The sequence below is a fragment of the Arthrobacter pigmenti genome (assembly GCF_011927905.1).
GTDB classification, from domain to species: domain Bacteria; phylum Actinomycetota; class Actinomycetes; order Actinomycetales; family Micrococcaceae; genus Arthrobacter_D; species Arthrobacter_D pigmenti.
On sequence record NZ_JAATJL010000001.1, the window covers coordinates 1,968,042 to 1,989,177 of the forward strand.

Annotated in this window: 11 protein-coding genes; 7 read left to right on the forward strand and 4 right to left on the reverse strand. The window is 64.7% G+C overall.

The annotated features are described in order from the left end of the window. The first annotated feature begins 11 nt into the window (after positions 1-11). The 3 genes from BJ994_RS09090 to BJ994_RS09100 are packed head-to-tail and all read left to right on the forward strand — an operon-like array spanning position 12 to position 3,838. Positions 12-788: an ABC transporter ATP-binding protein gene (locus tag BJ994_RS09090; protein WP_167993494.1), complete on the forward strand. Its 777-nt coding sequence runs from the start codon at positions 12-14 to the stop codon at positions 786-788. A 2-nt stretch (positions 789-790) separates the two neighbouring features. Beyond that, the gene (locus BJ994_RS09095; RefSeq protein WP_167993496.1) at positions 791-3,274 is read left to right on the forward strand and encodes an FtsX-like permease family protein; all 2,484 of its coding nucleotides are present in this window, start codon (positions 791-793) and stop codon (positions 3,272-3,274) included. A 54-nt stretch (positions 3,275-3,328) separates the two neighbouring features. Continuing rightward, positions 3,329-3,838: a hypothetical protein gene (locus tag BJ994_RS09100; protein WP_167993499.1), complete on the forward strand. Its 510-nt coding sequence runs from the start codon at positions 3,329-3,331 to the stop codon at positions 3,836-3,838. A 68-nt stretch (positions 3,839-3,906) separates the two neighbouring features. On the opposite strand, the gene metG is transcribed toward BJ994_RS09100, so the two are convergent. After that, on the reverse strand, positions 3,907-5,475 hold the full coding sequence (metG, locus tag BJ994_RS09105) for a methionine--tRNA ligase (RefSeq protein ID WP_167993501.1): 1,569 nt from the start codon (positions 5,473-5,475) through the stop codon (positions 3,907-3,909). Between the two features lie 140 nt (positions 5,476-5,615). Beyond that, positions 5,616-8,552, reverse strand: coding sequence for an S-layer homology domain-containing protein (locus tag BJ994_RS09110; protein WP_167993503.1), 2,937 nt, complete (start codon positions 8,550-8,552; stop codon positions 5,616-5,618). Between the two features lie 212 nt (positions 8,553-8,764). On the opposite strand from BJ994_RS09110, the gene BJ994_RS09115 reads away from it, so the two are divergent. The 3 genes from BJ994_RS09115 to BJ994_RS09125 all read left to right on the forward strand — a co-directional run bounded on the left by BJ994_RS09115 (position 8,765) and on the right by BJ994_RS09125 (position 12,845). After that, on the forward strand, positions 8,765-9,400 hold the full coding sequence (locus BJ994_RS09115) for a hypothetical protein (RefSeq protein WP_167993505.1): 636 nt from the start codon (positions 8,765-8,767) through the stop codon (positions 9,398-9,400). A gap of 192 nt (positions 9,401-9,592) precedes the next feature. Continuing rightward, positions 9,593-10,582: an AfsR/SARP family transcriptional regulator gene (locus tag BJ994_RS09120; protein WP_167993507.1), complete on the forward strand. Its 990-nt coding sequence runs from the start codon at positions 9,593-9,595 to the stop codon at positions 10,580-10,582. Positions 10,583-10,655: 73 nt separating this feature from the next. Continuing rightward, a complete protein-coding gene (locus BJ994_RS09125; protein WP_167993509.1) occupies positions 10,656-12,845 on the forward strand; it encodes an S-layer homology domain-containing protein in 2,190 nt (729 codons plus the stop codon). 422 nt (positions 12,846-13,267) lie between these two features. Here the strand turns inward: BJ994_RS09125 and BJ994_RS09130 are convergent, their stop codons facing one another. Beyond that, a complete protein-coding gene (locus tag BJ994_RS09130; RefSeq protein WP_167993511.1) occupies positions 13,268-18,772 on the reverse strand; it encodes a peroxidase family protein in 5,505 nt (1,834 codons plus the stop codon). Positions 18,773-18,919: 147 nt separating this feature from the next. Between BJ994_RS09130 and lepB the strand changes: the two genes are divergently transcribed. Next, entirely contained in the window at positions 18,920-19,417 is a 498-nt protein-coding gene (gene lepB, locus BJ994_RS09135) for a signal peptidase I (RefSeq protein ID WP_167993514.1), read from the forward strand. Positions 19,418-19,517: 100 nt separating this feature from the next. Here the strand turns inward: lepB and serA are convergent, their stop codons facing one another. Then, the gene (gene serA / locus BJ994_RS09140) at positions 19,518-21,107 is read right to left on the reverse strand and encodes a phosphoglycerate dehydrogenase (protein ID WP_167993516.1); all 1,590 of its coding nucleotides are present in this window, start codon (positions 21,105-21,107) and stop codon (positions 19,518-19,520) included. Positions 21,108-21,136: the final 29 nt, after the last annotated feature.

Genomic DNA, 21,136 nt, shown 5'->3' on the forward strand with positions numbered 1-21,136 from the left:
GCGTTGAAGCCATGACATCGCATTCTTCAACGGCCGCCGCGCCATCAAGTCCCACACCAGTTTCTTCAGCAGCGGTCGCTGCCGTCTCCCTGAACAAGTCCTACGGCCGGGGCAACACCACCGTCCAGGCCCTCAGCGACGTCACGGTCAGCTTCCCGGCCGGACGTTTCACTGCCATCATGGGCCCGTCCGGCTCGGGAAAGTCCACGCTCATGCACTGCCTCGCCGGACTGGATACCGCCGACTCCGGAAGCATCTCGATCGGCGGCACCGACATCACGGGACTGCCCGACGCCGACCTGACGCGGCTCCGGCGCGACCGCGTGGGCTTCGTTTTCCAATCCTTCAACCTCATCCCCACCCTCACAGCGGAGCAGAACATCACGCTGCCCGTTGCGCTGGCGGGCGGATCGGTCGACCGGGAATGGCTGACCCAGATCTGCACCATCCTCGGGCTCACAGACCGGCTCACCCACCGGCCGCACGAACTCTCCGGCGGTCAGCAGCAGCGCGTCGCCGTTGCCCGCGCCCTGCTCACCCGACCGGACGTCATCTTCGGCGACGAGCCCACCGGCAACCTGGACTCACGCTCCGGCGCCGAGGTGCTCTCCCTGCTGCGCCGCAGCAGCTCCGAGATGGGACAGAGCATCATCATGGTCACCCATGACCCGGTGGCGGCCTCCTACGCAGACGGCGTAATCCTCATGCAGGATGGCCGGCTGGTCGGCGAACTCGACCGCAGCACCCCCGAAGCCATCCTCGCCGCCCTCTCGCAGCTGGGAGCCTGACCGTGTTGATTGTTGCCCTCTCCCAGGTCGCGAGGCACGCCCGCCGGTATATCGCCGTCGGGCTTGCCGTGATGCTCGGCGTCGGTTTCCTCGCCGCCACCCTGATGGTCGGCGGGACGACGACGGCCACCCTCCAGAACAGCATCGGCACCGAATACGCCAACGCGGACCTGGTGGTCTCCTCCGAGAACGGCGGCCCGCTCCCCGCAGACGCTGCAGATCGCGTTGCCTCGATTTCCGGCGTCGACACCGTTCACGCTGATACGCAAGGCGCCGTTGTGCTTTCGGTGTCCGATACAACGAACATCGCCACCCTCGCCACGCTCGCCCCCGACGCGTTGGAGACCCTCGCTCTGACGGAGGGTGCACTGCCGGAGACCGATGGTGAAATCCTCATCGACTCGGAATCGGCCGGGCAGCTTGGCCTGTCCGTCGGTGATACCGCCACGGCGGCTTCCCTCGGCGCGGGAACGCCCGAGGAGAGCATCGCCTCGGGCGGAACGGAACTCGCCGTCGTCGGCATCACCGAACCTTCCGACCACCCGTTCGCCTCCGGAATGATCCAGCTGCACGCGGTCGATTCCCAGGTGGCCGCCCTTGCGCCGGACGCCTCCGCTGCGCGGCTGCAGCTCCTCCTCACGGACTCGGCGGATACCGCCGGGGTCAGCGAGGCGATCGTACAAACCCTGAACGACGACGGCGTCCCCGCCACGGCGCTGACCGCCGCCGACCAGACAACCCAGGATGTTGCCGCACTGTCCGGCGGGCAGGACCAGCTGACCATCGTGCTGCTGGCCTTCGCCGTGGTCGCGGTGATCGTGACGGCCCTGGTCATCTCCAACACCTTCTCGGTGTTGGTCGCCCAGCGAACGCGCGAGCTGGCGCTGCTGCGCTGCATCGGTGCCGGCCGCGGCCAGATCCGACGTTCTGTGCTGCTCGAGGCCGCGATCGTCGGACTCGTCTCCTCGGCGCTGGGAGTGCTGCTCGCCACGGGCGTCATGTGGACGCTCGTCCAGCTTGCCCGCACCGTGCCGGGCAGCGAGTTTGCAACCCTGGCGGTGCCGCCGTCGGCCGTTATCGCGGGAATGGTCGTGGGTGTCCTGATGACCGTCGCCGCGGCTCTGGTTCCCGCGCGGGCGGCCACCGCCGTCGCACCGCTCGCCGCGCTTCGCCCCGTTGACTACGCTGGAATCGGTACCCGCCGCGGGCGGGTCCGGCTGGGGATCGGGGTTGCGCTGGTGGTTGGCGGCAGTCTCCTCCTTGCCGTCGGCGCCATCCAGGCGAACCTGTTGATCGCACTACCGGGCGGCGCGCTCTCCTTCCTCGGGCTGCTCCTGTGCGCCGGGCTGTTTGTCCCGGCACTCGTCACCTGGGTGGGGCGGCTGGCGAAACCTCTCGGCGTGCCGGGAACGCTCGCCGCCGTCAACGCGGTTCGCAACCCCGCCCGGACCACGGCGACCGCCACCGCACTCATCGTCGGGGTCACGCTGGTCAGCATGATGATGGCGGGCGCGCAAACCTCCCGCACCGCCTTCGATGATGCGCTGGCCCAGAATTACCCGGTTGACATGGCCGTCCAGCTCGAAGGCGGGGACCCTGCTGAGGCCGTGACCTCGCTGCTGGCTATCGACGGGATCGAGGCAGTAGCCCAACCCACCCCCGTCGCGGTTACGGGCGAAGAAGCGGGATCGCAGGTGGTCTACACCCTCTCAGAGGAGGACGCGGCTGCAGTACTGCGCTCCGAAACCGCCTACCCACACGAGGACGCCGTTGTCATGCCCGATGGCACGGACCTGACGCAACTCACGGTTCAGGGTTCCTTCACCGAGCAGACGCTGCCCGTCGCAGTGGCTGAGAGCCGGACCATCGTTCCGTTGATCAGCGAAGCCACGGCGGAGAACCTGGGGATCATGGACAAGGCCGAAACCTCCGGAAGCATCCTCTGGCTCAAGGTTGACGACTCGCTTGGATCCGGCGACATCACCTCACTGCGCACGGAGATTGTGGACACCCTCAGCCTGCCCGAGTACCTCGTCTCCGGCGCCGCGCTGGAGCGGGCGACGTTCAACCAGATCATCGATGTGTTGCTCCTCGTCGTTACTGCGCTGCTGGCCGTTGCCGTACTGATCGCCCTGATCGGGGTGGCCAACACGCTTTCACTGTCAGTGCTGGAACGGACCCGGGAATCGGCACTGCTGCGTGCGCTCGGGCTCACCAGGGGCCAGCTGCGCGGAATGCTGGCCGTCGAGGCGGTCCTCATCGCCGGTGTGGCCGCCCTGCTCGGAGTCGGGCTCGGGATGCTCTACGGCTGGTTGGGCGCGCAGTCGGCACTGGGACTGATAGCCGCCGTCACGCCGTCGTTCCCCTGGCTGCAACTGCTCGGAGTGCTGGCAGTCGCCGTCGTTGCCGGGCTCGTTGCCTCGGTGATGCCGGCCCGACGGGCCGCACGGCTCTCCCCCGTGCAGGGATTGGCCACAGACGGCTGACCTGCAAGGATAGCAACACGCCCCATCCGGGTCGTGTTGCTATCAGGAGGATCGTTGGCCGGATTGGACCGCGCGGAGAAGCAGCAGTTGCTCAGCTATTTGGAAGATCACCTCCTCGGTGCAACCGGCGGAGTTCGCCTTTTCGAGGCAGCGAGCAAGACGTGGCAGGGCACCGCGCACGGACGCACCCTTGCCCGGCTACGCGACGAGATTGACGGCGAGCGGACCACGCTGCTGCGGTCCCTCCGAGCGCAGGGCCACCGCCCGAACCCGGCGAAAATGACGTTTGCCTACCTCAGCGCAGCTGCTGCCCGCCTGAACCCGCTCAATGTTCGCAGGACGGGCGACGGACCGGGTGCGCAACTTGAACTGGAAGCGCTGCAGAGCCTGGTCCGCGGCAAGGAAGCCCTGTGGGAAACGCTCCTGGTGCTGCTCGACGCCGGCTGGTCCTTCCCCGGCTATGACCGTGAAAGCCTCGGCCGCATGGCCCGGCGCGCACGCGAGCAGCAGCAGGAGGTCGCAGCGATCATGACGGCGACGGCGGCCGAACGCTTCCGCCGGTAGCTTCCCGCTTACGTATCAGGACACGCCGCTTCGACCGCGCTTTAGCGGCGTGTCCCTGACCGGTCGATTCAGCTCTGCTCAGGTTCCTCGTACTTGGGGAACACCGGTTCCGGCGCCGGGAGGGCGACGCCCGGCACAAGCGGGGTGCCGAGCGCGCCGAAGCTGCGGCCGCCGTCGTCGTCCGTGGTTCCCTGACCGAGCGCCGTCAGGAGCTTCGCTGCGCCGTCGGGCATCACCGGCTGAACGAGGATGGACACGATCCGCAGGATCTCAAGCGTCACGTAGAGCACCGTGTTCATACGGTCCAGATCCGTCTTCCGCAGGACCCACGGCTGCTGTTCGGCGAAGTAGGCGTTGGTGTCACCCAGCACCGTCCAGATCGCTTCGAGTGCGCGGGAAAGCTCCTGCTTCTCATACGCTGCCCGGCAGGCAGGCAGGAGCTGGTTCGCGGCCTCGAGAATTCGCTGGTCGGCCTCGGATAACGACGACGGCGCGGGCACCAGTCCGTCGCAGTTTTTCGCCACCATGGACAGCGAGCGCTGCGCCAGGTTTCCCAGGTTGTTGGCAAGGTCCGAGTTCATCCGCGTGACAATGGCCTCGTGGCTGTAGGAGCCGTCCGCCCCGAAGGGAACTTCGCGCAGCAGGAAGAAGCGGATCTGGTCCCGTCCGTACTGCTCCATCCAGTCCTTGGGTGCGATCACGTTGCCCAGCGACTTGGACATCTTGACGCCCTTGTTGTGCAGGAAGCCGTGGATCATGATGCGCTTGGGCAGCTCGATGCCGGCGGACATCAGGAACGCGGGCCAGTAGATGGCGTGGAAACGGGAGATGTCCTTGCCAATTACATGGACGTCCGCCGGCCAGTACTTCCGGAACTGCTCCGACTCCGTATCCGGGTAGCCGACGCCGGTGAGGTAGTTGGTCAGCGCGTCCACCCACACATACATCACGTGCTTGGGGTCGCCGGGGACCGGAACGCCCCAATCGAAGGTGGTGCGGCTGATCGAGAGGTCCTCCAGACCACGCTTGACGAAGCTGATGACCTCGTTGAAGCGGGACTGTGGCGCGCCGAATTCCGGCTGGTCCGCGTAGAGCGCGAGCAGCCGGTCCTGGTAATTGGAGAGGCGGAAGAAGTAGCTCTCCTCCTCGGTCCAGGTGACCTCGGTGTCCGTCTCCTTCGAGTAGCGGATGCCGTCCTCGCGGACTTCGGTTTCATCGTCCGTGTAGTACGCTTCATCCCGCACCGAGTACCAGCCGGCGTACTTGTCGAGATAGATGTCCCCGTTAGCCTCCATCCGCTTCCAGATGTCCTGCGACGCAGCGTAGTGATCTTCATCAGTGGTGCGGATGAAGCGGTCGTAGCTGATTGCGAGGTCTCCGTGCGCAGCCTTGTAGGCCGCGGCGTTCCGGTCCACCAGCTCCTTCGGAGTTATGCCTTCCTTCTCTGCCGTCTGGGCGATCTTCATCCCGTGTTCGTCCGTTCCGGTAAGGAACATGACGTCATAACCATCGAGCCGCTTGAAGCGGGCGATTGCATCCGTAGCCACGTACTCATAGGCGTGGCCGATGTGGGGCACGCCGTTGGGGTACGTGATGGCGGTGGTGATGTAGAACGGGGGTTTCTGCGCAGAACTCACCCTAGAAAGTTACCCTGCCGGTGAGGCAAAGTCGCATCATTGCGGTGCAGAGGCGCTATACGAACACAGGACGGCCGTCAGCCCCGGCATCCAGGGGCTCGGATGCCGGGGCTGACGGGTGTTTCACCAGGAAGGTTTCTTTAGTCGAGGAAGCCCTGCCCGTCGAAACGGTAGAGGAAGGCGGCCATCATGTCGCGGTTCACTGCGTGAAGCGGCTTGAAGGTCTTGTCCTCGAATCCGGTGGTGATCTTGGTTTCGGCGAGCCACTGGATTTCCTTGTAGAACGGCTTGGCAGTCGAGACGTCCGGGAACGGATTCACTGCCGGAGGCGTGTATTCCTGAACGTCCGCCATCCGGTAGAGGAACGCCGCCATCATGTCACGGTTGACCGAGACGAGTGGTCGGAATGTGCCATCATCCCAACCGGTCGTGATGCCCTCGTTCGCCAACCAGGTGATCTCCTTGTAGAAGTGGTCTCCTGGCTTGACGTCCTTGAACGGCGATACCGTCGGCGCATTCCACGCGGGTTCGCCGGCGAGGCGGTAGAGGAACGCCGCCATCACGTCCCGCTTGACCTGCCAGAGCGGCTGGAACTTGCCGTCGTCGTATCCCAAGGTGATCTCTTCGCCCGCAAGCCACGCGATCTCTGTGAAGAACACGGTCTTGTGGGGGATGTCGGGGAACGGCGGAGCAAGTGCCGGCAGCAGCGCCGAGACGGGCGAGAAGGCACTGACGCCCTTCGCGTTTCGGGCCGCTACCTGGAACCGGTGGTCCTGGTCCGCAGGAAGGCCGGTGATCTTCACCGTCGTTGCGTCAGCCGGCGCCTCGATCAGCTCACCGACCTGCGTTCCGTTCTGGTCGGTGACCCGGATTTCGAACCCGGTGATCGGCGTTCCGCCGTCGGCCGGTGGGGTCAGCTGGAGCTGTGCCTCACCGATACGCGCCGCAGCTATGTTGAGCGCAGGTGCCACCGGGGTGGCAGGGCGGCGCTCCGGAGCCGGGGTGTCGAACAGGCGTCCGACGACGACGAAGTTGTTCGTCTGGCCGATCAGCCGGGGCACATCGAACTCGACACCGTTTGCGTCCGTCAACTGCTCCAACTTGAAGAAGTTGGTGTCGAACGGGCTGCCCGTAACCGGTGCCTCAGTTGCGCCGTCGCCCAGGTAACCGTCCGGAGCGAGGGTGGACTTCAGGAACGGTCCGATCTGGGACTCCTTCAGCAGGTCCGGCGAGCAGGCAGCGTCCAGGCAACCGATGTCGGCTGTGTACGCGAGCTCGCCATCCTCGTCCTCCGGATCGGCAGTCATGACGTCGACGCCGTAGGGCTGGGTGATTCTGTAGGTGGCGCCCGGTTCGAGGCCCCGCATGCTGTAGCGGGTGCGTCCGAACATCACCTGATCGCCCTCTTTAGGAACTTCGTTGGCGAATGCGGCTTCCATCGCCAGGACCAGCCGTGCGCGGCCACCCCCGGTGACCGGAATCTCGGCACCGGCTGACCACCAGAAGGACTCTCCGGGGAAGCTGGTCGGGAACTGCGCCAACTCCGTGTCGAACGGTGCTTCCAGCCCACAAGCGGGATCATCCAGGCAGAGTGCCAGTTTCTGGCCGTTCCAGTCGGTCAGGTACTCGGGGAAACCGTGGTTGCCCTTCGGACCTACCTCCTTGATGTTGTACACGACGTAGTTGTACTTGGAGTTCGGTCCCACCAAACCCTGGTCGCTGACGGCCAGGGTGTTCAGGACAGTGGACGTCCGCAGCTCGACCGGATCCGAGTATTCCTTGGTGGATCCAACCGGGTTTCCATCTACGTCCACCGTCGGGCGGGTGCCGTCAGTGGTGTAGAAGATGTCCGGATCAGCGCCGCCCAACGGATCCGTGGCGGTCAACGTGACCGTCTGGGCGCCCTGGAGGACAATCCGCCCGTTGACTGGTGCCTCGGACAGACCGTCCGGAGTCGCCGTGACGGTCGGCAGCGAGGTGTCCACCGTGTACTGCTGGGTGTACGTTTCGCTCACCCCACCGTTGGCATCCACCGCGAAGTACTTCAGCGTGGTGTGCCGGATAGTGGTGGGGTTGCCGAGGTCGTCCACTGCATCCGGAGCCGCTGCGGGGATAGTAACGGTCGCAGCGAATCCCGGCTTACCGTCCGTCGCCACGCGGGTGCCGTTAGTGAGCGTCGGTTCGGTCCCGTCCAGGGTGTAGACAATGTCCGCTTCCTTCGGGAAAGAAGGCTGCACGTATACATCGGTAGCCGCACCAAACAGGTCGCCCGGCTGGTCCACCGTCGCGCGGAGCTGGGCAATCCGTCCGGTGACCGAGAACAGCTCAGTTTCCACCGAATTGACGCCGGGGCCGCCTGCGTTGGGGCCCTCAATCCGGAAGAAGTTGGTGTTGTTCGGGCTGCCGACCACTGCGTGCGGAATGGCCGGGTTGCCGATGTAGCCCTCCGGTGCCGTTTGGCCCTGATTCGGATCCCAACGCAGGAACGGACCGATATGGCCCGTCATGGCCAGCTCGAAACCGCAGGGCGGGCTCATGCAGCCGATGTCCTGGGTCTCGTTAATCTCGCCCTCCACATCCGTGACAATGTTCTCCACCCCATACGGAGTGGTGATTTTGTAGGAGGTGTTGGGGTTCAGTGAGTCGATCCGGATGCGCTGGCGGGAAAACGCCACCTGCTGGCCAACTGCCACCCCGCCGGCACCGCCGAACGCGGCTTCCTGGGCGTACACAAGCAGCGCGCGGTCGCCGATCGGCCGGTCAATCTCGGCTTCGGCGGCCCACCAGAAACCCTCATCCGGATAGTTCTCCGGGAGGGAGATGGGTGCGTTCGGATTCGGAATCTCGGCGCCGCACATGATCGCTTCGAGGCAGAGTTCAAGGCGAAGCGGATCGAGGCCGGCCGAGGCGAGCCCGTTGTCTTCGTACCAGAGCGGGTAGCCGTTAGAGGAGTCGATAGGACCCACGGCGGCGAGGCTTGACCCACCGGGGACTGCCGCAATCTCAACTGCGGTCGCTGCCGGCGGCGCCACCAGGATCGGCAGGCAAACCGCGCCCGCCGCAACAATAGATGCCATCCGCCTTCCGGCGGATGAGCGAGTTTCACCTCGGCGGTGCCGAGGCCGTTCGTACTCAAACATTGTGAAGACCTGCCCTCTAATTGAAGTGATGACCGGCAGACGCGCCTAGTTGAGCGACTGTCCCGGCCAGCATTTCCTGCCGGGCTTGTAAAAAGCTTTGGGAATGTCAGGTCATGGTTTTCCCATGGTGAAAAGAAAACACTTCCTTCATGGCTATTCATCTCCATACCCCCGCGTCCAACCCACGTCCCCAGGACGATTCCGTCCGCCCAGGTGACTTTCAAACCCCGGAGGATGCCGCCGTCGTCGTGCCGGCAGGAGAGCAAGGAAGTGAACGACGACGGCGGGTCGGCTGGCGCAGGATGGCCGTCCCGGCCGTCCTGCTCCTAGGGCTGGGAAGCGGCCTGGCATGGGTGCTGTCCAATAACGCGGAAGAAGAGCCGAGCACGATGCTCGGCGCGACGGACGAGATCGACGGCGGCCTGGCACGCATCAACGGCATCATTCCGCTTGAGACGGACGGTTGGGCGCCCGTCGGGGACCCGGCTGCCCTGGCGGAGCCGGTGGCCGAGGGTGCCCACCGCGTCCGCATCCTCCTTGAGCTCACGGCGCTGGAGGCAGAGGGAATTGACTTCCGGGCTTCTGACTACGCGGTCGAGGGGCTCGGCGCAGGCGAACCGCGTGTCATCTGGTCCTCGCCCGCGGAAGTGACGGCAGAGCAGGGCGAGACAATCGAGGCTGTCCTGGTCTTCGAAATCCCCAATCAGGCGATTGCCCTGGAGCTCAGCGGCGCTGACGACCTGCGGCTCTCGATGGGTACCGATCACCACACGTCGGCCGGCTGAGCGGGTAACTGAGTAGTACTCACGACTACTCACTACTTACACCAGTACTACTCAGGCACAACCTAAGTATTGTGGCCCGGTTTTAGGGGGAGGCAGCGGAAATAATCGGGTAGACCCTACTCGTGTTACGCGAAAACAAGCTCCCTAGGTTGGAAAACGTCATCATCCGCACTTGAACACGAGGTCTCGATCATGTTGCAGTCAGACGCATTCTCACCAGCACACTCCGGCTCACAGCCCGCACCCGCAATCCCCCAGAACCACCTCACCATCAACCTCATCGGAGCGCTCCAGATCCGGCGGGGAGACACCGTGCTCGACGCGCGGGCACTCGGCGGACCGAAGCCGCGCCAGATCCTGGAGATCCTGCTCCTCAACCTCGGCACCCCCGTTTCGAAGGACAGGCTGATCGAACTCCTCTGGGGCGGACGTCCGCCGGCAGAGGCATTGCCGACGCTCGAAAGTTACGTGAGCGTCCTCCGCCGCAACCTCCAGCCAGGCAGCGGCAAGGCCGGCCCACTGCGCACCACCACTGGCGGCTACGTCATGGACCGTACGCTCGTGGACCTGGACCTCAACCGCTTCGAGCAGCTCATCCGCCAGGCGCAGCACTCTTCAGGGAGCGATGCACTGAATAAGCTCCGCACTGCACTGTCGCTGGCCACTGCTCCCCTACTCGGCGACGAACTGCTGCCGGCCTGGGCAGAGGACGAACGCGAACTCCACGCCACCCGCGTGCTTGACGCGACAATCCTCGCTGCGGAGACCGCGGCAGGCATTGGGAAGGCCGAGGAGTCGATCGAACTGGCACAGCGGGCCCTCAAGTCAGATCCCCTGAATGAACGGGCCTGGTTGTGCCTCATCCTCGGCCTTGAGCAGGCCGGCCGGCATGCCGAGGGACTCCAGAGCTACGAACGTTGCCGCCGTGCCATGGACCGCGAGTTGGGTTGCGCTCCGGGCCCCGGCCTCAAGGCAGCGTACGCCCGGCTCCTGCAGACAACGGCCGACGGCGAAGGCGAACTCTCGGACGTCCTTTCGGCGTTGCTGATGCTGCACAGCCAGCTCAGCCGGCAGGCGACGTTCGCCACGCAGCCACTTGCCACCCCCAACGTCCGGCAGGCCCTGCGGGAGGCCGGCAACGTCATCAATTCCTTTATTGTCCGTGCGATGTCAGCAGCCTGAGGTTTCCATTCATTCAAGGTTTCTCCAAGTGCTTACAGGGACGCTTGGATAAACCCTTCATAAGGAGAAAACAATGTCTATTTCGCGACGCCAGGTAATCCTTTTTGGTGGCCTTGGTGTGTTGGGGGCCGGAGCACTCACCGTTCCTACGCGGTCTGTCGAGGCCAAAGTAGCGAGCGCACTCGATCCATCGCAGATGCCTGTTCCTTTCCGCGCACAATTCCTCCGGACACCGGTGCTCGCACCGTACGCCACCGGCTATGACCCGGAGGACGAGATGAAGATCAACTACTACTCGATCACCCAGTCCGTGGGCAACGCGTCGATGCTGCCGAACCGCAACCTCCTCACCCCGATCCTGGGGTACAACGGCACCTTCCCGGGACCCACCCTGAAGATGGATCGCTGGACCAAGTCGGTTGTACGGGTCCGCAATCAGCTGCCGGCAACCCACCCCACCATGGGCCACAACCTGTACACGTCCACGCACCTGCACGGCTCGGCGTCGCTCCCCCAGTTCGACGGGTATGCATCGGACATCGCGATGCCCGGGTTCTACAAGGACTACAAGTACCCGAACAACCAGCACGCCCGTACCCTCTGGTACCACGACCACGCAGTCCACTACACGGCACCGAACGTGTACTCGGGCCTTGCCGGCCAGTATCACGTCCACGACCCCCTGGAGCGGCAGCTTCTTCCGCAGGGCCAGTTCGACGTCGCGCTCACTCTTTCCGACGCCATGTTCGCTGCGGACGGCTCGCTGGGTTACGACGACGACAGCCACTCGGGCCTCTGGGGCGACGTCATCATGGCGAACGGCAGGCCGTGGCCCGTCATGCAGGTCCAGCGGCGCATTTACCGGTTCCGCATCCTGAACGCGAGCATCTCGCGGTCCTTCCGTCCGTACCTCAGCACCGGCGACCCGGTCACCGTGGTGGCCACCGACGGGGGCCTCATGCCGTACGCCCAGTCCGTGTACGAGTGGAGGCACGGCAGTGCCGAGCGGTACGAGGTCCTCATCGACTTCCGGCACTATCAGCCGGGCCAGCGCGTGGAACTGCGCAACCTCTCGAACAAGAACAACGTTGACTACGATTTCACGCACAAGATGATGGCCTTCGACGTCACCGACGAGCCTGTGGACACCTCGGACCCCACCTGGAACACCATTCCCGTGGAACTGAACCCCTCCAACGAGGTCATGACACTGAAGGAGAGCGATGCGACCAAGTTCCGGTCCTTCCGGCTCAAGCGGGATGACATCACCAATCTGTGGTCCATCGATGACATGAACTGGGCCGAGGTGATCGCGAGCAACTACCGCAAGGTCATTGCTGATCCGGAGCTCGATGCCGTGGAGATCTGGGAGTTCGACAACCGTTCCGGCGGCTGGTTCCACCCGGTCCACATCCACCTGCTGGACTTCAAGATCATCGGCGGCGAAGACCGCGCGGACTTCTCCTACGAGCAGGGGCCCAAGGACGTTGTGTACTGCGGGGAGGGCGAGAAGGTGCGGCTGCTCATGAAGTTCGGTCCGCATCGCGGCCGCTACATGATCCACTGCCACAACCTCCCACACGAGGATCACGACATGATGGTCCAGTTCAGCGTCGGTATGGCTCCGGAAGACTTCGAGCTTGACGTGAACGACCCGATCAACGCGGCCAAACCGGGCTGGGACGACGGCGTGTACCCGCCCGAGCTTCCTCCCGCGCCGACCTTCAGTGACGTGAACGAAGACACTGTCTTCGCCAAGGAGATCACCTGGATTGCCGCCGTCGGCATCACCACCGGTTACCCGGACGGTTCATACAAGCCGCTCTACCAGGTGAACCGCGACATGATGGCCGCGTTCCTCTACCGGCTCGCCGGCAAACCGGACCACCAGCCCACGCAGAAGTTCAAGGACGTCTCGCCGGGCCACGTGTTCTTCAAGGAGATCAGCTGGCTCGCAACCCAGAAGATCACCACCGGCTGGCCTGACGGCACTTTCCGGCCCTATCAGCCGATCAACCGCGACCAGATGGCAGCGTTCCTGTACAGGTTCGCGGGCAGCCCGGTGGTGGAGAAGTTCTCCGACTTCAAGGATGTGAAACCGGGCATGCCGTTCTACAAGGAGATCAGTTGGCTCGCCGACACGGGGGTAACCGAGGGTTGGGAAGACAACACCTTCCGCCCCCTGCAGCCCGTCTACCGCGACACGATGGCAGCATTCCTCCACCGCTTCGCAAAGCGCGTCCTGAGGGACAGCGACGACTGAGCTGAGCACACAACGACGACGACGGCTGGCCCGGATCCCCGGGTCGGCCGTCTCGCTGTGCCCGCCGTCTCTAAACCCGCGTCTCGCAACACGCGCGTATCGGCCCACACAGCGCGTTTCGGCCCTGCGACGCACTCGTGAAGGTGTCGCAGGGCCGCAACGCATCAGTGGAGCCGGAATGCGTCAGCAGGCCACACTGATCGGGGACGCTTCCAGCACCTGCACGCCCATGGGCTGGAGCAGCGGACGCCACTGCCCCCGGCACCAGCACCCGCACCCGCAACCAGCAGCGGACGCCACTGCCCCCGGCACCCGCACCAGCAACCAGCAACCCAGCACCAGCACCAGTGCCCGGACAGCCAGGAGCCCCGGGACGAATCCCGGGGCTCCTGGCTGTTGTGGGTTCGGGAACCCGAAGACGGTTACTTGTTCAGGCCATCAAAGCGGTACATGAACGCGGCCATCATGTCGCGGTTGACTGCTTCGAAGGGTCGGAACGTGCGGTCCGGGTAGCCCGTGGTGATCTTCGTGGACGCGAGCCAGGAGACCTCCTTGTAGAAGGCACTGCCGGGCCGCATATCCACGAAGGGTGAGACGGCCGGTGGTGTGTAGGCCGGCTCCCCTGCATACCGGTACATGAACGCGGCCATCATGTCCCGGTTGACGGCCAGGTGCGGCTTGAACGTGCCGTCCGGGTAGCCTGTCGTGATTCCATTTGCCTCCAGCCACGCGACCTCCTTGTAGAACCTGCCGCCGGCGGGGATGTCATTGAAGGGCGACACCCTCGGAGGCGCGAAGGCGGGTTCTCCAGCCAGGCGGTACATGAAGGCTGCCATCTCGTCACGCTTGATTGCCTGGTAGGGACGGAAGGTCCCATCCTCCAGGTAACCGGTGGTGATGCCGTTATCGAGCAGCCACACGATCTCCGTGAAGAACGGCTGATTCTGCGGTACATCCCGGAACGGAGGCAGTGTGGCTGCCAGCGGTGCCGAAAGACCGGAGAAGGCGCCCATGCCCGCGTCGTTGGTCGCCGCAACCTGGAACCGGAGGGCAATGCCCGCTGGAAGCCTGGTCAGTGACAGCGACCGTGCGTTCGCCGGTGCCGTACGAAGCTCACCGACCTGCGCTCCCGCAGGGTCCACCACCCGTACCGAGAATCCGGTGACGGGAGCCCCGCCGTCGGCGCCCGGCGTCCAGCTGACTGTCGCGTTGCCGCGTCCGCCGGTGGGAGCGGCGATCGTGGGCGCAGCCGGGCGACCAGCCGCCAGCGTCACAGCCGGGGACGGATCCGAGAGCGCACCGTTACCGGCAGCATTCACGGCCTGCACCCGGAACGTGTACGTCGCGCCGTTGCGCAGTCCGGTGATCGTGGTGGTTGTTCCAGCGCCGGTGAGCGGCACAGTCCGTGTGACCACTCCGCTCTCCAGCACCTGCACCCGGTAGGACGTCACCGGTGTACCGGTGTTGCCCGCCGGGGCGGTCCAGGAAAGATCTACGACGCCGGCGCCAGGGACACCCCGTACGTTCGTGGGTGCCGCAGGAGCCACGTTGGGAACTACCGGGTTGGAGAGTGCCGAGAACCCGGAGGCTCCGAGCTCGTTCACAGCACGAACCTGGAAGCGGTAGGACTGGCCGTTGATGAGCCCGGTGATGTTGACGCCCGGCTCTTCTCCGCTGACCTCCCGCAGGGCTCCGACCTGCAGTCCGTTCGCGTCGACCACCCGTACGTCGTACCTGGTGACCACCGAAGCCGGTGCTTCCCACTCCACTGTCGCCGAACGGTCGCCCGCGATTGCGGGTCCGATCTCGGGAACGGTCGGCGCCAGCGAATCGGAGAACAGCAACTGCTCGACATTACGGAGCGTGTCTATGCCGTCTCCCTCGCCGAGTGCCGGCAACGCGTCCGGATCATCGCCGAGGTGCGTCACCGTGGTGACGCTTCCTGGTGATCCCATTTCCGCGCCGGCGGGAACGGTGGTGACCCGGTAGTTCGCCTCAAGATCGGTGAAGACCGCGACGTCAACGTCGCTGCCGGTTCCGCCGTCCACGATTTCGCGGACGAGGACGATGTTTCCGGGATCGACGTCGCCTGCGAAGACCGCCGACTGCAGGGTGCGTGCGCTGCCTGCGAGGTACGGCTTCTCCATGCTGTCCGTGCTCCCGATTTCCGTAGCCGGATCTGCGGGATTGGTGCGGACGCTCATCCTCACGCGCAGTTCCCGGTCGCCATCGAGGATGTCGTTGCCGGAGCGTCCCTCCAGGAGATCGCTGCCGCCGCCGCCGAGGATGATGTTGCCTTCTCCCCAGATGTTCCCGTTGTCCGTGGCGGCGTCAGGCAGCAGGTCCGCGAGGCCCTTGATCAGCCCCACGCCCTCCGCGTCCAGCCAGTTCTCGCCGGAGGTTCCTTCACCCTCGGTCAGGCGGGGGATGACATCGTCGCCACGCAGCACGTCGTTCTTGCCTGCGCCGGAGAGCGCTTCGACCTCAGCGTAGCGGTCGCGAAGAACGTCCACGGGGAGCGGGACTCCCAGCAGGTTCCGGGTGAGGTCGGTGTCCGCAGGGAGACCGTCCACCTGGTGCGTTGCCCAGTCGAATCCGGCTGCGCCCGCGTTCCGCTCGATTCCGGGGTCGGCGAGCATGATGTCGTCACCGCCCTCGGCATCGTAGTCGTCATCGCCGTTCTGACCCATCAGGATGTCGTTACCCGGTGTATTCGGGTCATCGAAGAACGGGGCGCCGCTGTCACCCATCACGAGATCCGCGCCGTCACCGCCCTGGAGCCAGTCGTCCCCGGCGTCTCCACGCGTGAAGTCATTGCCTCCGCCTGCGATCAGGAAGTCGTTTCCCTCACCGCCGAAGGAATCGTTGGTGTTGGCGCCGCCGTTGATGAAGTCACTGCCATCCGCCCCGAGGATCAGGTCGAGACCAGGCCCTGCGTCGAGCGCGTCGTTACCCGGACCGCCCTTCAGCACGTCGTCTCCAGCGGAATCGGTAACGACGTCGTTGCCCTCGCCTCCGAGGGCCGTGTCACCGCCGTCGTTGCCCTCGATGATGTCGTCGCCCTCGTTGCCGAGGAACGTGTCATTGTCCACGCCGCCCCAGACGCGGTCCGCGCCGGCTGTGCCGTTGAAGACGCTCTGGCCGTTGATGCCCGCCGGGTCCACCGAGTTGGTGGTCCGGTAACGGATGGTCCCATCCGGCATCCGGATAAGCAAAGCCTCTTCGTCGCATTCCGAGAGTGCATCGTCGAGGACCGTGGTCCCGTTGAACTGCAGGCGTCCGAGCTCGAACTTGCAGTCCGAGGTGCCGAAGACGTCCGCCTTCAGGGCCGTTGCGCTCGTGTTCCGCATGATCATCTCGGCGAAGGAGTTGCCTTCGAGCTGACCCAGCAGGTTCATGCCCGGCGTGCGTGCCAGGTAGTAGAACCGGTCGCCGTTCTGCAGGTCCAGCATCTGCTGCTCGAACACGTAGTTGAAGGTTGAGCCAAGCAGGCCGCCGAACAGGTTGGTGCGTTCGGCGAGGCCACCCATCCAGAGGTCGATATGGTTCAGGCCGGTTTCCTTGCCCGCCCAGGTGCCGGTCGATCCCATGAAGTCTCCGGAGTCGGCGGGCACAGTGCCCTCCGCCGCGTCGATCGGTGGGTCCACAATCAGGGTGGCTGCGTCCCGCCTGCCCTTCAGCGTGGTCTCGGCGGTGATCGTCGGGTGCTGGCCGTAAGCCGCCACGAAGTTGATCAGCGACTCCGGGTGCTTCAGGTTCAGGCCAAAATCGATCCAGTTGGTGTACGGCTTGAGCTGGCTGTCGTTGGTCTCGTTGTAGATTTCCCGGCGCAGGTTGTTCAGCGACGGGATACCCGTTTCCCTGGCACGCGCGATGTTGATCGCGGCGAGGTCCAGCGGGAGGCCCAGCAAGTTGTTCCGCAGCGTCTCTGTGACGAACTCGTCGAGTTCGTTGCCGACCTGGTCGGACATGCCCATGGCGATCGCACCGGCCGCGTCCTTCGAGGAGAGCCTGCCTGCCGTGCCGCCGTCGTAATATTCGGGCGGGTTGAGGAACGCGTCGAGCAGCGGTACGTCGTTGGTCGAACCGTCGGTGTTGGTACGGGACACCGTGTCTGTGAGCATCGAGTGGCCGAAGCGGTATACCGCGTGGGCGAACTCGGCGGTGATCGCGGGATCGACGTCGTCGTGATAGGTGGAGAAGGGCTCGAGCAGCGGCTGGACCTTCCGTGCGAACTCCTCGAACGCAAGGTGCTGGTACTCCATTTCGGTGACGAAGCGGGCTGCCTGGAAGAGGCGTTCACCGTTCCAGCCGCCGGCACCGGTTGCGCTCTTCCATTCGGCGAGCGCGGCTACTCCGCGGGCTGAGGTATCGGAGGCGAGCGTGTTCTTGATGTCTTCGAGGAGCCGGTTGTGCTCGGAGTGGAACACTTGATGGATCATCGTCAGGGCGACGTTCTCGTTGAGCCGACCGTCACCGGCAACGAAGTGCGCATCAAGCATCTCGTTGTCGTAGGTGGTGGGGGTGGGAGGCCCCGGCGGGTTGATGATGTCATCAGTATCCGCCGTCTTTGCGGTGGACGGTACGGACTGGTGCGCGATGTCGTCGAGGAACGACTCATTGACGCGCAATGCGTTCTCCGGAACTGCTACGGGTGCCACCTTGTTGCCTTCGACCATCCCGGTCGAAGTCACGAACTGCGGCAGGCCGCGAGCCGGGCCCGGAATGAAGTTGCCGTAAGGATCGACGGCGATCATCGGGACACGGTGCACGTCCATGTCCGCAAGTTGCAGGCCGAGCTTTGAGGCTGCCTGGTCTTTCAGCATCTTCCAGGTGCCCATGCCGCCGTCGGGTGATTCGAGCAGCGCGCCGGTCGAAACGGGCCGACCGTCAGCGTTGTTGGCGTACTCACGCAGGAAAACGTGGTGTGACGGGTCGGAGCTGTACGTCTGGGACTGATCCACGAGGGGTCCGGTGCGGTTGGTGGCCTCGCGGACGTCATCCGCTGTTCCGGGGACGCCGTCCTCACCGGGCTGGTTGGTTGCCCGGGTCAGCACCATGAAGCGCTGCCGTTCTGGAATGTTCCTCTCGGCAATCAGCGGATCATCCGGCTGCAGGGGGATGAAGACGGAGTTTCCTGACTTGTTGACCAGATCCAGGCCGTGGTCGAAGAACTGACCGAAGATCGTGAACAGCGAGTTGTACGGCGGGGAGAGCCCGACGTCGGTGGTGATGTTCGGGATGAACAGCGTTTCACCGGCGGGTACGCAGCCGGCGGGCAGGCCGTTCACGTCGCAGGGGACAACGCCATCGTTGCCCTGGGAGCGGACGGGGAACTGTGCAGCCGAGATCGCGGCGGGGTTACTGGCCGTCTGGTCGACGATCAGGTTGCTGATGACGCGCGGTTCGGCGTCGACCACGTTTCCTACGCCGTCGTAGGTGGTGGGGCCGTTTTGGCGGATGATCGCGCCGTCGTCGGCGTCGAGGTATTCGGGTGTGGTGAGACGCGGGAACAGCCGGTTGGAGGTTGCAAAGTCCTCACGGCCGTCCTGGAGGTTGTTGCAGGAGCCGTCCACGGTCCGCAGACCGTAGGAAACCAGCGGCCCGGGCACCTGGTCCGGCCCGGTGCCCAGCAGCGCACCGCAGGGCCCCGTTTCGGAGGTGGTATTGCGGACGTGGGCTTCGGCGATTTTGATCTGCCGGAGAATGAAGGCCAGGTCCGATGCGGTGACGGTGAAGCCCTGTCCCACGGGAGCCGCCTGTGCCGGCCCCGCGACCATCGGCAGCCCGACGCCGGTGAGCATCAGTAGCGATGACAGCGCCGCAACGCTCCGCCGGAACCGGAACTTTCCGGGTGGCCGGGGTTCAGCTGGGCTGGTGCTGTGGGGTGGTTCCTTGCTGGTGCTTCCTGACGTTGCCGAGTGCATGATTCCTCCCAAGATCGTGCCGGCGCAGTCCTGCCGGTGCCGCAAGAATCCCGTACAGGCGTTATGAATTCCTTGGAGGGGTCAGGGTTTCCCCAAGCAGGCAGGCGGATGATCGGAAGCATCCAGCCACACTCGGGAGCACATTTCATGGGTAGTCACCTGCAGACCCGTCCAAGCGCAACACGGCGTTCGCGGACCGTACCGGTTCTTGTCATTGCGGCGTTGGTGCTGCTTGCGGTGAGGCTGTGGGTGGTGGAGCCACTGCTGGTGTCATCGTCGAGCATGGAACCGACCGTCGCTGAGGGCAGCGTCGTGCTGCTCTACCGGCACGGTGAGGTGACGCAAGGTTCACTGGTGTCCTTCGCGAACCCCACCGAATCCGGGACCATGCTCAAGCGCGTGGTGGCCACGGGCGGGCAGAGCGTTGCGATCAAGGACGCACTGCTCTACGTGGACGGCGTCGAGGTGCGGGAGCCGTTTGTGGACCATTCCCGGATCGACGGAACGTACTTCGGCCCGGTCACGGTCCCGGCGGGTCACGTCTTTGTCCTGGGAGATAACCGCGATACCTCGATTGACTCACGGGAGTACGGCGCCCTGCCGCTGGAGAGCATCGAGGCGACGGTCATCTGGCCGCTGCCGTAACTTTTTGGCGTGATGGCCCAACGTGTTGGATTCGGTTCCCGGAAACACTGCTGCCCGCCGGGTCCGGAGACTCGGCGGGCAGCAGTTACAGGTGAAACGACTAGTCCTGCAGGTCAACCTCACGTGCAACCGTTGCGCCGATGGCGTCCTTGAGGTTTTCCAGCACGTCCTGCGGCACCGAGCTGTCCACGGCGAGCAGCGAAAGGGCCTGGCCGCCCTCCTTGTTCCGGGCCACCTGCATCCCGGCGATGTTGATGCCACGCTCCCCCAGCACCTGGCCGAGGGTTCCGATCACGCCCGGACGGTCCTGGTAAAGGATGACGAGCAGGTGCTCGCTGATGGGAATCTCGAGATCGTACCCGTTGACCCCCACCAGCTTCTGGATCTGCTTGGGACCGGTCAGTGTTCCGGCAACGGAGATCTGCGAACCGTCCGAGAGCGCGCCGCGGATGGTCAGCACGTTGCGGTACTCCTCCGACTGCTCAGTGGTCACCAGCCGGGTGTTGATGCCGCGCTGTTCCGCGAGCACCGGAGCATTCACGTAGGAAACCTGCTCGCTGACGACGTCGGTGAAGACACCCTTCAGTGCGGCCAGCTCCAGCGCCTTCACGTCCAGCGACGCGATTTCTCCGGCTACCTCGACTTCGATCTGGGTGAGGGAGTCATGTGTGAGGGCGGTGAAGATCCGGCCCAGCTTTTCGATTAGCGGGATGCCGGGGCGCACGTCGGGTGCAATGACGCCGCCGGCGACGTTCACGGCGTCCGGCACCAGCTCACCAGCGAGCGCCAGACGCACCGACTTGGCGACCGAGATGCCGGCCTTCTCCTGGGCTTCGTCGGTGGATGCGCCGAGGTGGGGAGTGACCACCACGTTGTCCAGCTCGAAGAAGGGCAGATCTGTGCTCGGCTCGGTCACGAACACATCCACGCCTGCTCCGGCAATCTGGCCCTCCTTCAACGCCGTATACAGGGCATCCTCATCCACCAGCCCGCCGCGGGCGACGTTGACTACGTAGGCGCTGGCCTTCATCTTCTGGAAGGCGGCGGCCCCCAGCATACCCACGGTTTCCGGTGTCTTGGGCATGTGGATGGTGATGAAGTCGCACTCCGCCAGCAGGTCATCGAGGGACACCAGTTGAACGCCCAACTGGGCAGCGCGCGCGGAAGTGACATAGGGATCATAGGCGAGGATCTCGGTGCCGAATCCCTGCAGGCGTTCGGCGACCAAAGCGCCGATGCGGCCGAGGCCGATGATGCCGATCTTCTTCTCATACAGCTCGATGCCGGAGTACTTGGAGCGTTTCCACTCCCCGCCCTTCAGCGCACCGCTTGCCTGCGGAATGTGCCGGGCCAGGCTGAGGATGTGCCCAACGGTGAGTTCGGCAGCGGAGATGATGTTCGACGTCGGCGCGTTGACCACCATGACGCCGGCGCGGGTTGCCGCCTTGATGTCGACGTTGTCCAGGCCAACCCCGGCGCGCGCGATAACCTTCAGCTTCTTCGCGGCCGCAATGGCTTCAGCGTCCACCTGGGTGGCCGACCGCACGAGGATCGCATCGACGTCACCGATCGCGTCCAGCAGCTTGGAGCGGTCAGCGCCGTCAGTCTGGCGGATCTCGAAATCGGGACCGAGTGCGTCCACTGTTGCAGGCGAGAGTTCTTCGGCAAGGAGAACTACTGGTTTTTCCACGGGTGATCCTTCTCGGTGCTGTGGCAGGG

What these genes read in the sequence shown, in the direction of transcription:
- BJ994_RS09090 (WP_167993494.1), top strand. Translation starts at nt 12, where the DNA reads ATGACATCGCATTCTTCAACGGCCGCCGCGCCATCAAGTCCCACACCA.
- BJ994_RS09110 (WP_167993503.1), bottom strand. Translation starts at nt 8,552, where the DNA reads ATGGCATCTATTGTTGCGGCGGGCGCGGTTTGCCTGCCGATCCTGGTG.
- BJ994_RS09115 (WP_167993505.1), top strand. Translation starts at nt 8,765, where the DNA reads ATGGCTATTCATCTCCATACCCCCGCGTCCAACCCACGTCCCCAGGAC.
- BJ994_RS09120 (WP_167993507.1), top strand. Translation starts at nt 9,593, where the DNA reads ATGTTGCAGTCAGACGCATTCTCACCAGCACACTCCGGCTCACAGCCC.
- BJ994_RS09125 (WP_167993509.1), top strand. Translation starts at nt 10,656, where the DNA reads ATGTCTATTTCGCGACGCCAGGTAATCCTTTTTGGTGGCCTTGGTGTG.
- BJ994_RS09130 (WP_167993511.1), bottom strand. Translation starts at nt 18,772, where the DNA reads ATGCACTCGGCAACGTCAGGAAGCACCAGCAAGGAACCACCCCACAGC.
- lepB (WP_167993514.1), top strand. Translation starts at nt 18,920, where the DNA reads ATGGGTAGTCACCTGCAGACCCGTCCAAGCGCAACACGGCGTTCGCGG.